Below are 13,214 nucleotides of genomic sequence, written 5' to 3'. Positions count from 1 at the left end.
CCTGGAGCCCCGCATGCCCCTTCGACCACTCGCCATCCTGCTGATGGCCCTCGCCCTGACCAGCTGCGCCTCGCTCGCGCCACGCGATCCGCTGCGGATCGATCTGGTCGGGCTGGAGCCATTGCCGGCGCAGGGCATGGAGGTGCGCTTCGCCGTGGTGTTGCGGGTGCAGAACCCCAACGACAACCCCATCGACTACGACGGCGTGGCCCTGGAGCTGGACGTCAACGGCCAGCCGCTGGCCAGCGGGGTGAGCGACCAGATGGGGCAGGTGCCGCGTTATGGCGAGGCCCTGCTGCGGGTGCCGGTGAGCATTTCCGCGTTCTCGGTGATGCGCCAGGCGTGGGCGGCGGCAGGCTATCAGAGCGGGCGCGACCTGCCCTATGAGCTGAGCGGCAAGCTGGGCGGCGGGCTGCTGGGTACGGCCCGCTTCAGCGACGCCGGCACCCTGAACTGGCCGCAGCCGCCTGCCAGCCAGCAGTAGCGCTACTCCGCCTGTTTCTGCCCCGGCTCCTTGCCCTCGTGGGCAAGGTGTTCGATCACCGCGTTGAGCTCCGCGCCGAGCAGCAGCACCGCCGATGAGATGTACAGGTACAGCAGGAACACGATGATGGCGCCGATGCTGCCGTAGGTCGCGTTGTAGTCGGCGAAGTTCTGCGCGTAGAAACCGAAGCCCAGCGAGGCGACGATCCACACCACCACCGCCAGGATCGAGCCGGGGGTGATGAAGCGGAACTCCTGCTTCACGTCCGGCGCCAGGTAGTACACGGCGGCCACCACCAGCACCAGCATCAGCACCGCCAGCGGCCAGCGCAGCCAGGCCCAGAGCAGCACCACCGTTTCCTCCAGGCCCACCTGCATGGCCAGCCAGTTCATCGCCTGCGGCCCGAGCACCATCAGCGCCGCGGCCAGGAGCAAGGCGGCGGCAATCGCCACGGTGTAGAGCAGCGACAGCGGCACCAGCTTCCAGGCCGGGCGCCCGTCTTCCACGCCGTAGGCCCGGTTCATCGCCGCCATGGTCGAGCGCACCGCCGCCGATGAGGTCCACAGGGCCAGCAGGATACCGATGGAGAACAGCCCGACCTGCTGGGTCTGCAGCTGGGCGATCACCGGGTCGACCAGCCCCAGCGCATCTCGCGGCAGCACCAGCTCGGCCTGCTGGTGCAGCCAGTCGAAGATCGGCTGGGCGTCCATCACGCCGATCAGGGCGATGAGGAACAGCAGGAAGGGAAACAGCGAGAAGAACAGCTGGAATGCCAGCGCCGAGGCGTAGGTGGGCAGTTCGTCGTCGATGAAGTCGGTGGCGGTTTTGCGAACGATGGTCCACCAGGACACGCCGCGCAGGTCGATGAATGGCATGGCTCCTCCGCATCTCATGCTCTCCCTGCAAGGTGGGACGGCCGGGCAGCGCCATCGGTTCGACCAATCGCCTGCCAGGTAAAAGCCCTATACAATCTGCGGCCTTTTCCGCTCCGACCGAGGTACCTTCATGAGCACCCTGCCACCCTGCCCGCACTGCGGCTCCGAATACACCTACGAGGACGGCAGCCAGCTGGTGTGCCCGGAGTGCGCCCACGAGTGGTCGGCCGATGCGGCGCCGGAAGCCGGGGACGGCGAGCGAGTGATCAAGGACTCGGTGGGCAACCTGCTGCAGGACGGCGACAGCATCACCGTGATCAAGGACCTCAAGGTCAAGGGCACCTCGCTGGTGGTCAAGGTCGGCACCAAGGTGAAGAACATCCGTCTGTGCGACGGCGACCACGACATCGACTGCAAGATCGACGGCATCGGCCCGATGAAGCTCAAGTCCGAGTTCGTGCGCAAGGTCTGAGGAAACGGCCCGGCGCAAGGCCGGGCCTGGAGTCACTTGAGGTTGGTCTTCAGCCACTCGGCCTGGGTTTTCAGCGTCTCGGGCACCGTGTCGAAGGCGAACCACTCGCCTCTCTGGAACAGGTAGGTATTGCTGCCCTGATCGTTCTTCCAGGTCAGCGACTGCAGGCTGCCGTCCATCGCGTAGTTCAGGTGCAGGTGCGGCTTGTCGCTCCACGGCTCATGGGCGCCGCGGCTGGAGAAGTACAGGTCGGCCGGCAGCCCGGAATAGTGCTCGACCCAACCGGCCTCCTTGAGCTTCTCGATATCGTCTTTGCTGAGTGTGGGCATGGTGGCCTCCTTCCGTATTGCGCCGGCCCCGTGCCGGCGACAGCTGCACGATGCGCGCTGCTCGGGCCGCGGCGCAGAGGCAAATCCTTCCCCCGGCGCGAAGGTCGACTAGGCTGAGATAAGCGGGGCGCGCAGCGTGCCCCGGAGCGCCCAAGGGAGGCCAGCATGCGCAGCCTTTCGCTCATCCTTCTCCTGCTATTCAGCCCGCTGCTGTCCGCCGAAACCTGGCGGGTGGTCGGCGATGAACAGTTCGCCCCCTACAGCTTCGTCACCCAGGAAGACGACACGCCCCGCGGGGTCGACGTGGACCTGGTCGAGGCGGTGATGAAAGAAGCCGGCGTCGCCTACAGCCTGCGCCTGTACCCCTGGGAGCGGGTCAAACGCATGCTCGAACGCAACGAGGCGGAAATGGCCTTCCAGTTCGCCGGCACGCCCGAGCGCAAGGCCCAGTACGAACTGGCCGGCCCCATCCGCACCGGCTCCACCGTGTTCATGACCAGCCACAAGATCAGCCTCCAGGACTGGAAGACCCTGGACGACTTCACCCCCTTCGTCATCGGCCAGGTCCGTGGCTACGCCTACGAGTCGAACTTCGACAAGGCTGACCTGCGCCGCGATACCAGCGCGCAGAACCCACGCCAGCTGGTGTCCATGCTGCTGGCCGGGCGCATCGACATCATCGTCGGCGACCGCATCCAGCTGCTGTATTTCATCCAGGAACAACGGGCCCAGAGCAGCGTGCGCCTGCTGCCCACGCCCCTGGTGGAAATGCCGCGCTACGTGGCCTTCGCCAAGGGCGACAGCCAGCGCGCCAGGCAGTTCGGCACGGCGCTGGAGAAGGTGCGCGCCAGCGGGGAGCTGGAGAAGATACTGCGCAAGTGGGAGGAGTAAGAGGCGACGCGGAGGAGAAAGGGTGAGGCCAGGCCTCACCCTTTGCGATGGATCACTGATTCAGCGAGACCTGCTTGGCCTCGATGTTCAGCTCGCCGAGGCGCTTGAGCAGAGCGGAGATGTTCTCGCGGGCGGAACCCTCGTTGGCCAGGCGCAGGCGAGTCACGGCGACAAAAGCGTCACCCACGCCAGCAGTGAACGGAGTACGCAGGGTTTCGCGCAGCAGTTCCTTGCCGGTGGCATTGTCCACCAGGGTGTACTCGACCTCGCTGGTCACTTCGAAGTCCAGACCGAACATCGGCTGATCGACGCGGACCAGGTTGGCGCGCAGCGAGTAGGGAGCCTTGTCGCCAGCGCTCAGCAGGCCGGCATTGCCCAGGGACTTTTGCAGCGCGGCCTGGAACTCCGGACCACCGATCTCAGAGGTCCACATCGGATTGGTTTCCTGGCCACCCTTGACTTCACTCAGCTGCAGGTTGTCCTACAGGGCGGGGGCGTAGGTGTTGGCGCGAGCCTGGGTCTCGGCAACGGTCATGCCCTCGATCTTGGCGGAGGAGGCACAGCCGGTGAGGATCAGGGAGAACAGCGAAAGGCAGAGCAAACGACGCATAGGTGCAATCCTTGTACATGATGGTTGGTACGGGCGGAGCCCGGCGCGCCGGGACTACACGAGGCGCAAATCCACCACTTGCGTTCGTCCCTGAGCGCGATGGCAGATTAGTGGCAACTCGATCAGGTACTCAAGCGGAGACTGCTCGGTCACTGCACCGGCAGAAAATTCAGGAACAGCAGGCTCTGCGCGTAGTTCACCCCGAGGCGCCGGTAACGCTCCTCCAGCACATGGGTGAGCAGGTCCAGGCGCGCGGTCATCTTGCCGAACTCCACCGCGTAGCTGAGGTTGCTGCCCTCGTTGGACAGCAGCAGCGGCCGGCCCTTGGCGTCGCGGCGCTGGGCGAGCATCCAGGCTGCCTTCTCGATATTGCGCGCGGCGTTGTGGATGAACTGGGCGTCGAAGGAGTCGGTCAGGTAGAACTCGGTGCGCCCGCCATGGGCGGTCACCAGCATGCTGCCCAGGGCATAGATGAAGGCGCCGACCCGGTCGCCCTGGAAGTCCGGCCCCAGCGAGTAACTGAGCGCCGCCACGTCGCGCCGCCCCTTCAGCTGCGGCAGCGGCTGGTTCTGCTCGATGGCCTGGTGGATCGCCTGCTCCGCCTCGGCCCGCGTGGCCAGACCGGTCTTGCGCCATTCCTGCGGGTTGCGCTGGTATAGCTTGCTCATCAGTTGGTACAGGCTGTTGAGGTTGTCGCGCATGGCCAGCGTTGCCATGCGGTCCACGTCGCTCTGCAGGAACTCGCCAGCCTGGGGCTCGCTGCTCTTGCTGACGATGGACTCGTGCGCCAGGCGGCCGGAGCAGCCGCCCAGGCCGAACGCCAACAGCAGCGCCGCAACGGCGCAGACCAGCCTCGTCATCGGATTGCCCCCGCTCTCCTACGAACCCTCGGCTAGCAGTAAAGCGCAAAAGCCGCCATCGCACCGTGCGCCATGCCTCCACTGGGGAATGGCTTCCCGCTGAACCCCGCTCCATCGCCTTCCTAGGATCGGCCTACCCCAATGCCTGGGGCCCACCCAAAGGAGAACCACCATGGCCACTACCCTGCTCACCTGGTGCCGCGACGATGAAAAAGTCAGCGAAGAAGCCATCAAGTACCCAGCCGATTTTCGCTACAGCGGCTGCCGGCTCGCTGCCCTTCCGCAGACTCTGGGCCGCCTGAGCGGCGACGACATCCTGATCATCACCGCCCACGGCAATCCATATAACTTCGGCGACAAAGGCGACAGCTTCAGCGACTTCACCGTGGACAAATTCGCCGATGTGCTGCGGCAACTGGCTCCCAATGGCTGGAACGGCAGCATCTACTTCGACACCTGCAACGGCCTGGCCTTCGCCCGTAACCTGAAGGCCAAGATCGCCAAGGAGTTCCCCCATCTCAAACTGTTCGGCTGCGAGGGCAGCACCAACATGAAGGTCGACCTGTCCAAGCACCAACAGGCCTGATCCAGAGCGCGGGAGCCCGTCTCCCGCACTCCCCTGGGCTAGAGTGAATACACCCGCCCTCAGGAGCGCCCGCCATGAGGATGCTCGACCTTCTCGCCCTGCCCTGCCTGCTGTTGACCGCCCTGCTGGCCCACGCCGAAGACCTGGCCGGCGCCAAGGATCACCCGCTGCTGAGCCGCTACCCCGACTCGCACATCACCGAGTACCAGCAGTACTTCAACGCCGTGGAGTTCGCCACCGGCAGCCAGGACGGGGTGCCGCAGCGCCACAGCATCGAAGGCAACGCCACGCAGATCCTCTACTTCCACGACAACCCGGAGAAGCAGCCGAGCCCGCTGCAGCTGATCCGCAACTACCAGAACGCGATCAAGGCGATCGGCGGCGAGGTGGTCTACGAGCGCCTGCCCGCCGAGGGCGACGGCGGCGAGACCACGCTCAAGGTGCTCACCGGCGGCAAGCAGATCTGGGTACGGGTCGAACCCGGCATCTTCAGCGCGCCGACCCAGAGCTACCGGCTGAACATCGTCGAAGTCGCCGCCATGCAGCAGCTGGTCACCGCCAACCAGCTGCTGGACGAACTCAACCGCAACGGTTTCGTCGCCCTGTACATCAACTTCGACAGCGGCGAGGCCGAACTCAAGGACGACGGGAAGGCCACCGTGGCGGAGATCGTCGGCATGCTCAAGAGCGCGCCGGAGCTGAAACTGGCCATCGAGGGCCACACCGACAACGTCGGCCAGGCAGCGGAAAACAAGGCCCTGTCCGAACGCCGCGCCCAGGCGGTGATGGACGCCGTAGTCGCCGGCGGCATCGAGGCCCAACGGCTCAACGCCGCCGGTTTCGGCCAGGAACGCCCGGTCGCCGACAACCGCAGCGAGGACGGCCGCGCGAAGAACCGCCGGGTGGAGCTGGTGAAACAGTAAAGCCGGCGTTTACACAGGATTTACATTGCTCGACGCAATGCGGGGAACGAAGCGCAGTCGAAAGCTGTAACCGGACGACCGGTTTCCCACAGGAGCTTCGACCATGCTTTCGCGTATCCCCATCATCACTGGTCTGATTGCCAGCCTGCTTTTCGCCGGCGGGCAGCAGGCCCAAGCAGCAGACGGCGGCGATGTGGCCATCGGTGTCGCGGCCGGCGCCATTATCGGCGGCGTTCTGGCCAGCCAGCGACCGGTGCGGGTCTATGAGCCGGAGCCGGTGGTCTACTACGAACCGCGCCCGGTCTACTACGAGCCCCGTCCGGTCTACTACCCGGCGCCGGTGTACTACGTGGCCGAGCCGCGCTACCACCACAAGCACTGGCGCAAGCATCACCGTCGCCATCACCACCATCACGGCCACGGCCACGGCCATCGCTGGTAAGCAGAAGCCCCGCTCATGCGGGGCTTCTTCTTTTCATGGCCCGAATAAGCTAGGTTCGCCTCCCCTGATCCAATGGATGGATGCCCATGCTCACCTTGAAGAACCTGTTCTATGTGCTGGTGTTTGGCGTGGTGATGTACGTCGGCATCCAGCAGGCGCTGGAGATGGGCGACTCGCGGGAATGGCCGACCACCGAGGGCGTGATCACCGAATCACACATTACTCGGACTACGGAGCAGCGATCCTCAATGCGCTACGAATATGAGGTGAGGGTCCGCTACTCCTACAGCGTGGACGGGGTTAGCTACAGCGGTGATCGTTTACGCATTCGGCGCAACCGGTACAGCTGGGAGACAAACGCACAGCGGGAGCTGGCCGAGTATCCGGTGGGGCAGCGGGTGCGGGTGTACTACAACCCGAAGGAGCCCGAGCGCAGCCTGTTGAAGCATATTTGACCACCCGCGCCCAAGGCCTACCTTTTGCTGGGGCGGCCCCAGGCGCCGCCGCGCAGCCACTCCCATCTGACAAGGACAGAACATGAGCGACGAAGAGCTATCCGTTGAATGTGGCGAACACGGGAAGAGCCCTGCCACGTTCGTCTGCCAGCACCTGCCTGCCGGCGAAAACCAGGGGTTCAATGTCGGCTACGACCCGGAACACCCCGACGACGCCTATCCGGACGCCTGGTGCGACCAGTGCGACGCCGTGCTGGAGCAGGAAGGCGAATGGAACGACCGCTCCGAAGCCTTCGCCGACATCAAGATGGTCTGCGCCGGTTGCTACTGCGATATCCGCGAACGCAACTGGCAGCAGGACGAGGACGCCCTGGTCGAGCTGATCAGCGACAGCTTCGAATACCTGCAGGCGCGGCAGGCCAGCTTTATGGAAACCTACGGCATCGGCGACTACGAGCGCTGGGACTGGTACCAGGAAAACGCCACGCTGGTGTTCTCCAACGGCGGCAAGCCGGTGGTGGAATGCGATGTCGATTTCGTCGGCAGCTTTTCCAGCAGCTCCAACACCTGGATGTGGGCCTGGGCCAATGACTCGCTGCTGGAGCCGGTGCGGGTGGGTTCGAGAGCCGTGCGCGACCTGGGCGACTCGCTCGGCCTGCTCAAGCTGGCTAGCGCGACCTGGGCGGCAGAGCCGGTCGATGGCTGGGAGATGACGGCGGTGATGGCTAAGCACTTGGGGGCCATCGGTGCCTATCGCGCGCCTAGTGATAATGGGTTTCTGCATATGGTGGTGAAGCAGGCGCGCTGGGTGAATTGAGGGCTATTTGCTGGCTGGGTTGTCAGCTATGGCTTTGAGCCATCATTCGCAGTATGGTCGGAGGCATCGAACTGCAAGGATGCATTCATGGCCTTCGCTGCCACGATTCCTCGCCAATGGACTGGGTTACCGACCTTCTGGTTCGGCCTCAGCTTTTCTGCGCCTGAGCTTCCCCGCCAAGATCAGCTTAATCACCGTTTGATGGTCAGGTTTCGCCCTGCTGGGCGCCTCACTTTCTTTGCTTGTGCAAAGAAAGTAAGCAAAGAAACACACCCCGGCATCCGGGTCTCGCTACGCTCGACTCCCCTCCCTCCGGTGCTGCTCCGGGGGCCGGCTTACAAGGGCCATCCCTGGCCCTTTAAGCCTCTCGCCGCATCCATGCGGCTCACTCCCCTACGCAACACCTACGCTCGGCCTGCTGACGGGGAGTTCGCGCGCATGCAGGTTTCGAGTTTCAAGCAGCTCGGAGCTGTCGGTATGCCTCGCCGTAGGGTGGGTGCAGCCCACCAACGAACTCAAACGCCCCCACTACGCCATCGCCAGCACGCCGAAAGGTCGGGCCGGGAATCGGGCCCCGTCAGGAGGCTGAGTGGAAGCGTTGTGTAAGTGGGCCGGCCGGGCAGGCTTGAGCGGCATGGACGCCGCGAGAGCCGCGATGGGCCAGGGATGGCCCTTCGTGGCGTACCCCTGGAGCAATGATGGAACGAAGGAAGTCTCGCGCAGCGAGACCCGGATGTCGGGTGTGCTTTCTCTTTGGTTACTTTCTCTTTGCACCGGGCGGCGATCCGCAAGCAAAGAGAAAGTGACTCGCCGGGAAGTCGAAAAACGTGGCTCTGGAGCTAGCAGAATTTCGTTGAATCTCGATGGTGAACAAGCAAAGCATTGTCCACACTACGAATATCTAGGCTACTTACTAAAGGGGAAGCCAGCCCGCATGGTGCTCTGGAGTACAGAGAAAACACGGGCTGTCGAGGCATAACTTGATCAATCCTATATCCCACACCTTGGGGTGTAGAGCTGCAAGGGCGCAAATGCAAAGTATGGAAACCATCAAATACCACTCCACCTCACTACTTCACTGTTAATAACGCACAGAATCTGGCGAATACCCCAAGTATTCATCATTAAAAACCAATAAAAGCAACGAGCCATGTCTAGCCACACTAACGCCCCAGATTGTGAACTGGTAATAGGATTGGTTGCACCAGTAGGTGTAAACCTTGAAGACGTTAACACTCGACTGAATTCTTTTTTCACACAGTTCCGGTATGGGTACAACCCAATACAAGTAAGCGAACTGGGAAAGCGCTTCAGCGATGAAGCACCCCAGATAAGCTGCGAAATTCAGAGACTGGACTTCGCAATGAACACAGGGAAAATGCTTCGCGAAAAATCAGGACGCGGAGACTTTTACGCACTACTAGCAATCAACGCAATAAATGAACTCCGCGAAAATTCAGAGCCATTAAAACGACATGCTCACGTAATAAGATCACTAAAGCATCCCGACGAAGTAGCAACTCTTAGAAGAGTTTATGGAGATGGCTTTTTCTTGCTAGGAATTTCTTCCAGCATCGCCAGCAGAAAATACTATCTCAAGGAACTCAAAGGCGTTCCCGAAGACCAAATTGATCGATTAATTGCAAGAGATGACAAAGAACCTGGAGACTTTGGCCAAAGAACCCGTGATGTTTTCCAAATGGCGGATGCGTTTGTAACGACAGATGACACAGAGCGCTTATCTTTTCAGCTATCTAGAATTTTGGATCTACTATTTTCGAAGCCAGTTGTCCCACCAACCCAGGACGAATATGCAATGTTCATGGCATATGCAGCCTCGCTGAGGTCCGCCGATTTATCACGGCAGGTAGGTGCAGTCATTGCAAACAACCATAACGACATAGTCGCAACCGGGGCAAACGATGTACCTAAATTCGGGGGCGGCCTCTATTGGCCTACTGAAAACGACCAGCGCGACTACATAAAGAAGGAAGACTCAAATGAAAAAGAAAAACAGAAAATAATACTAGGAGTCATGAGAAAAATAACATCCGACCCAAACAAACAAGAAGATGAATTAATTCAAGACGGCCTTACTCTACTCAAAGACACGGGCCTTCTAAATATCACCGAATATGGTCGAGCCGTTCATGCCGAGATGGAAGCCATACTCTCGGCCGCACGAAACGGATTAGCGATTCGAGGATCAACCTTATATACAACAACCTACCCTTGTCACAACTGCGCGAAGCACATAGTTGCCGCCGGAATAGGCAAAGTAAAATATGTTGAGCCGTACCCTAAAAGCTATGCAATAAAACTCCACGGCGACTCCATTGAATCATATGGAGAAGATGACGAATCAAAAGTTAAGTTCGAGCCGTTTGTCGGAATCGGCCCAAGAAGATTTGTCGACTTGTTTTCAATGAGCTTAAGTAGTGGTAGGATAATTGAACGCAAGAAAGACGGGGATTTGATGGAGTGGGACCGAAGTACTGCAGAGTTGCGAGTGCCTATGATCCCGTTATCTTATTTAGATGCTGAACTCCATCAGGTAAATTTATTAAACACGGTTGTCTCTGCATCGGGCATGGAGGAGTCGAGATGATTAATAATTTTGATAAAGCAAAAAAATTAACCCAAGATTGGCCCGAGTGGAAACGAGAGTATCAGTTAACTAAACCCTCCCAAGCAAAAGAAACAGAGCCCAAGCAGCTGTCATCTGCCCCACGAAAACCTGATTGAAATAAAAAGCCCGTCGAGAGACGGGCTTTTTATTTCAATCGCAAGAAGCTTACGCAGCCCCCACAGCCTCCCTCCGCTTAACCACCTTGGCAGCTTGATACTCCCTCGCCGCCTCATGAAACGCCCCAATCAGCGCGTTGTAATCGGCCTTCTCCCAATAGCGATACTCCGGGTGCCACTGCACGCCCACGGCAAACGCCTTGGCGCCAATCACGCTGACCGCCTCGATCTGCCCATCCTCGCAAACGGCCTCGACCTGTAGCCCCTCACCCAGTCGATCGACGCCCTGCCCGTGCAGCGAGTTGACGCTGATCTCGCGCTCGCCGAGCAGCCTGTGCAGCACGCCACCCTCGGTCAGGGCGACCTTGTGGATCGGGCCGTAGGCCACATTGTCCGGTACATCCTTCACTTCGCGGTGGTCCAGGCGGCCCGGCACGTTGTGCACTTCACGGTGCAGGGTGCCGCCGTACAGCACGTTGAGTTCCTGTACGCCGCGGCAGATGCCGAGGAAGGGAATGCCACGGTCGATGCAGGCGCGCATCAGGCGCAGCACGGTGGCGTCGCGGGGTTTGTCGGCCAGGCCCAGGCCGGGATGGTCGTCGCCGTAGAAGCTGGGGTGCACGTTGGACAGGGAACCGCCAAACATGATGCCGGAGACGCTGTCGAGCACGGTCTCCATGTCCAGGTCGTCGCCGAAGGCCGGGATCATCAGCGGGAAGGCGCCGAAGCCGGTGACGGACTGGATGTATTTCTCGCCCACCAGATGAAACCAGCCGATGTCGCGATCGGTCAGCTGCCAGCGACACAGGGGAAGGCCAATCATGGGTTTGTTCATTGCAAGGGTGTCCTCTTCATTTTGATTTTGAAGTGGGCTGCCCTTGGGACAGCGGGTTACCGGGCCACGAACAACCGTGAACCCGCTCACCCAAGGGGTGCCGCTTCCCGCCGGCAGGACGCCGGCGAGTTACCGCACCAATGCCGCGCCCGCGCGGCAGGGTTACCCCCCTATCCCACTGGTGGGAGAGGGGCTGGGGGAGAGGGCGTCGTTTGACTGCCCCTCTCCCCAACCCTCTCCCGTGAACGGGAGAGGGAGCAAAACGCGCTGCCCGGCCACTGTCGCCAGCCGGGCGGTAAAAAAAGAGCCGGTCCGAAGACCAGCCCTGGTTAGCACTTAACCGTTGCTCGGGAAGGCGAACTGCGCCGCCTCGTGGCTGGCGCGCTGCGGCCAGCGCTGGGTGATGGTCTTGCGCTTGGTGTAGAAGCGCACGCCGTCCGGGCCGTAGGCGTGCAGGTCGCCGAACAGCGAGCGCTTCCAGCCGCCGAAGCTGTGGTAGGCCACCGGTACCGGCAGCGGCACGTTGACGCCGACCATGCCGACTTCGATCTCGTCGCAGAACAGGCGTGCGGCTTCACCGTCGCGGGTGAAGATGCAGGTGCCGTTGCCGTATTCGTGGTCGTTGATCAGCTGCATGGCGTCTTCCAGGCTGCCGACGCGGACGATGCACAGCACCGGGCCGAAGATCTCTTCCTGGTAGATGCTCATCTCGCGGGTGACGTTGTCGAACAGCGTGCCGCCGACGAAGAAGCCCGCCTCGTTGCCCGCCACGGACAGGCCGCGGCCGTCCACCACCAGCTTGGCGCCCTGGGCCACGCCGGCGTCGATGTAGCCCTTGACCTTGTCGCGCGCGGCGCCGGTGACCAGCGGACCCATGTCCAGGCCGCAGGAGGTGCCGGCACCGATCTTCAGTGCCTGGATCTTCGGAGTCAGCTTGGCCACCAGGGTATCGGCGACCTGGTCACCCACGGCGACCACCACGGAGATGGCCATGCAGCGCTCGCCGCAGGAGCCGTAGGCGGCGCCCATCAGGGCGTTGACGGTGTTGTCGATGTCGGCGTCCGGCAGCACCACCGCGTGGTTCTTGGCGCCGCCCAGGGCCTGCACGCGCTTACCGCGACGGTTGGCCTCGGTGTAGATGTATTCGGCGATCGGCGTGGAGCCGACGAAGCTGATGGCTTTGACTTCCGGCGCTTCGATCAGCGCGTCCACCGCTTCCTTGTCGCCGTTGATCACGCCGATCACGCCCTTGGGCAGGCCGGCTTCGTGCAGCAGCTGGGCGATGAACAGGGTGGAGCTGGGGTCACGCTCGGACGGCTTGAGGATGAAGCAGTTGCCGCAGACGATGGCCAGCGGGTACATCCACAGCGGCACCATGGCCGGGAAATTGAACGGGGTGATGCCGGCGACCACGCCCAGCGGCTGGAAGTCGCTCCAGCTGTCGATGTTCGGGCCGGCGTTGCGGTTGTATTCGCCCTTCAGCAGCTCCGGGGCGCCACAGGCGTACTCGACGTTCTCGATGCCGCGCTGCAGTTCGCCGACGGCGTCTTCCAGGGTCTTGCCGTGCTCTTCGCTGATCATCGCGGCGATCTTGTCCTTGTGCTCCTCAAGCAGAACCTTGAAGCGGAACATGACCTGGGCGCGCTTGGCCGGCGGGGTGTTGCGCCAGGCCGGGAAGGCCGCCTTGGCGGCGTCGATGGCGGCCTGGATGGTGGCGCGGTCGGCCAGCTCGACCTGACGCACCGGCTCGCCGATGGACGGGTTGAAGACCTGGGCGGTACGGCCGTTGCGCAGAACGATTTCGCCATTGATGAAGTGGGCGACGGTGCTCATGGGTGTTTCCTCATTGGTGTTCTGTGGGGCGGCCGCGCTGGGCGCAGCCGCCGCGAA

General features: G+C 61.9%; 16 protein-coding genes. 9 read left to right on the top strand and 7 right to left on the bottom strand.

Annotation, left to right across the window (positions count from 1 at the left end):
• Window positions 1-13 precede the first annotated feature (13 nt).
• A complete protein-coding gene (locus FFS62_RS17850) occupies window positions 14-484 on the top strand; it encodes an LEA type 2 family protein (RefSeq protein ID WP_137974190.1) in 471 nt (156 codons plus the stop codon).
• A 2-nt stretch (window positions 485-486) separates the two neighbouring features.
• Here FFS62_RS17850 and FFS62_RS17845 read toward each other — a convergent pair whose 3' ends face one another.
• Complete coding sequence (locus FFS62_RS17845) at window positions 487-1,359, bottom strand: YihY/virulence factor BrkB family protein (RefSeq protein ID WP_137974189.1); 873 nt, start codon at window positions 1,357-1,359, stop codon at window positions 487-489.
• 130 nt (window positions 1,360-1,489) lie between these two features.
• Between FFS62_RS17845 and FFS62_RS17840 the strand changes: the two genes are divergently transcribed.
• Window positions 1,490-1,831: a zinc ribbon domain-containing protein YjdM gene (locus FFS62_RS17840; protein WP_137974188.1), complete on the top strand. Its 342-nt coding sequence runs from the start codon at window positions 1,490-1,492 to the stop codon at window positions 1,829-1,831.
• Between the two features lie 32 nt (window positions 1,832-1,863).
• Here FFS62_RS17840 and FFS62_RS17835 read toward each other — a convergent pair whose 3' ends face one another.
• Window positions 1,864-2,160, bottom strand: coding sequence for a hypothetical protein (locus FFS62_RS17835; RefSeq protein WP_137974187.1), 297 nt, complete (start codon window positions 2,158-2,160; stop codon window positions 1,864-1,866).
• Window positions 2,161-2,325: 165 nt separating this feature from the next.
• Between FFS62_RS17835 and FFS62_RS17830 the strand changes: the two genes are divergently transcribed.
• Window positions 2,326-3,051, top strand: coding sequence for an ABC transporter substrate-binding protein (locus FFS62_RS17830; RefSeq protein ID WP_137974186.1), 726 nt, complete (start codon window positions 2,326-2,328; stop codon window positions 3,049-3,051).
• Between the two features lie 52 nt (window positions 3,052-3,103).
• On the opposite strand, the gene FFS62_RS17825 is transcribed toward FFS62_RS17830, so the two are convergent.
• From FFS62_RS17825 to FFS62_RS17820, 3 genes are all read right to left on the bottom strand, one after another.
• Window positions 3,104-3,484: a hypothetical protein gene (locus FFS62_RS17825; protein ID WP_256662294.1), complete on the bottom strand. Its 381-nt coding sequence runs from the start codon at window positions 3,482-3,484 to the stop codon at window positions 3,104-3,106.
• Between the two features lie 48 nt (window positions 3,485-3,532).
• Window positions 3,533-3,661: a hypothetical protein gene (locus FFS62_RS23470; RefSeq protein WP_256662292.1), complete on the bottom strand. Its 129-nt coding sequence runs from the start codon at window positions 3,659-3,661 to the stop codon at window positions 3,533-3,535.
• 149 nt (window positions 3,662-3,810) lie between these two features.
• On the bottom strand, window positions 3,811-4,521 hold the full coding sequence (locus FFS62_RS17820; RefSeq protein WP_137974185.1) for a hypothetical protein: 711 nt from the start codon (window positions 4,519-4,521) through the stop codon (window positions 3,811-3,813).
• 172 nt (window positions 4,522-4,693) lie between these two features.
• On the opposite strand from FFS62_RS17820, the gene FFS62_RS17815 reads away from it, so the two are divergent.
• The 6 genes from FFS62_RS17815 (at window position 4,694) to FFS62_RS17790 (ending at window position 10,352) form a co-directional block, all read left to right on the top strand.
• A complete protein-coding gene (locus FFS62_RS17815; RefSeq protein ID WP_137974184.1) occupies window positions 4,694-5,107 on the top strand; it encodes a hypothetical protein in 414 nt (137 codons plus the stop codon).
• 74 nt (window positions 5,108-5,181) lie between these two features.
• Window positions 5,182-6,030: an OmpA family protein gene (locus FFS62_RS23550; protein ID WP_137974183.1), complete on the top strand. Its 849-nt coding sequence runs from the start codon at window positions 5,182-5,184 to the stop codon at window positions 6,028-6,030.
• Between the two features lie 103 nt (window positions 6,031-6,133).
• Entirely contained in the window at window positions 6,134-6,472 is a 339-nt protein-coding gene (locus FFS62_RS17805; RefSeq protein ID WP_137974182.1) for a hypothetical protein, read from the top strand.
• A gap of 86 nt (window positions 6,473-6,558) precedes the next feature.
• Window positions 6,559-6,927 carry a DUF3592 domain-containing protein gene (locus tag FFS62_RS17800; RefSeq protein WP_171016367.1) on the top strand — a complete coding sequence of 123 codons (369 nt, stop codon included), beginning with the start codon at window positions 6,559-6,561 and terminating at the stop codon, window positions 6,925-6,927.
• 82 nt (window positions 6,928-7,009) lie between these two features.
• Complete coding sequence (locus FFS62_RS17795; RefSeq protein WP_137974180.1) at window positions 7,010-7,744, top strand: DUF6882 domain-containing protein; 735 nt, start codon at window positions 7,010-7,012, stop codon at window positions 7,742-7,744.
• Between the two features lie 1,150 nt (window positions 7,745-8,894).
• On the top strand, window positions 8,895-10,352 hold the full coding sequence (locus FFS62_RS17790; RefSeq protein WP_137974179.1) for an anti-phage dCTP deaminase: 1,458 nt from the start codon (window positions 8,895-8,897) through the stop codon (window positions 10,350-10,352).
• A 186-nt stretch (window positions 10,353-10,538) separates the two neighbouring features.
• On the opposite strand, the gene FFS62_RS17785 is transcribed toward FFS62_RS17790, so the two are convergent.
• On the bottom strand, window positions 10,539-11,312 hold the full coding sequence (locus tag FFS62_RS17785; protein WP_218569298.1) for a gamma-glutamyl-gamma-aminobutyrate hydrolase family protein: 774 nt from the start codon (window positions 11,310-11,312) through the stop codon (window positions 10,539-10,541).
• Window positions 11,313-11,660: 348 nt separating this feature from the next.
• Window positions 11,661-13,157 (bottom strand): CoA-acylating methylmalonate-semialdehyde dehydrogenase, encoded by a 1,497-nt coding sequence (locus FFS62_RS17780; protein WP_137974177.1) that lies wholly within the window; start codon window positions 13,155-13,157, stop codon window positions 11,661-11,663.
• Between the last annotated feature and the right edge of the window lie 57 nt (window positions 13,158-13,214).

Origin of the sequence: Pseudomonas sp. F(2018), assembly GCF_005508865.1 — a bacterium.
In the GTDB taxonomy this organism is placed as follows: domain Bacteria; phylum Pseudomonadota; class Gammaproteobacteria; order Pseudomonadales; family Pseudomonadaceae; genus Aquipseudomonas.
Note: the sequence above shows the minus strand (reverse complement) of the source record. Positions and strands in the feature narration are given on the sequence as shown.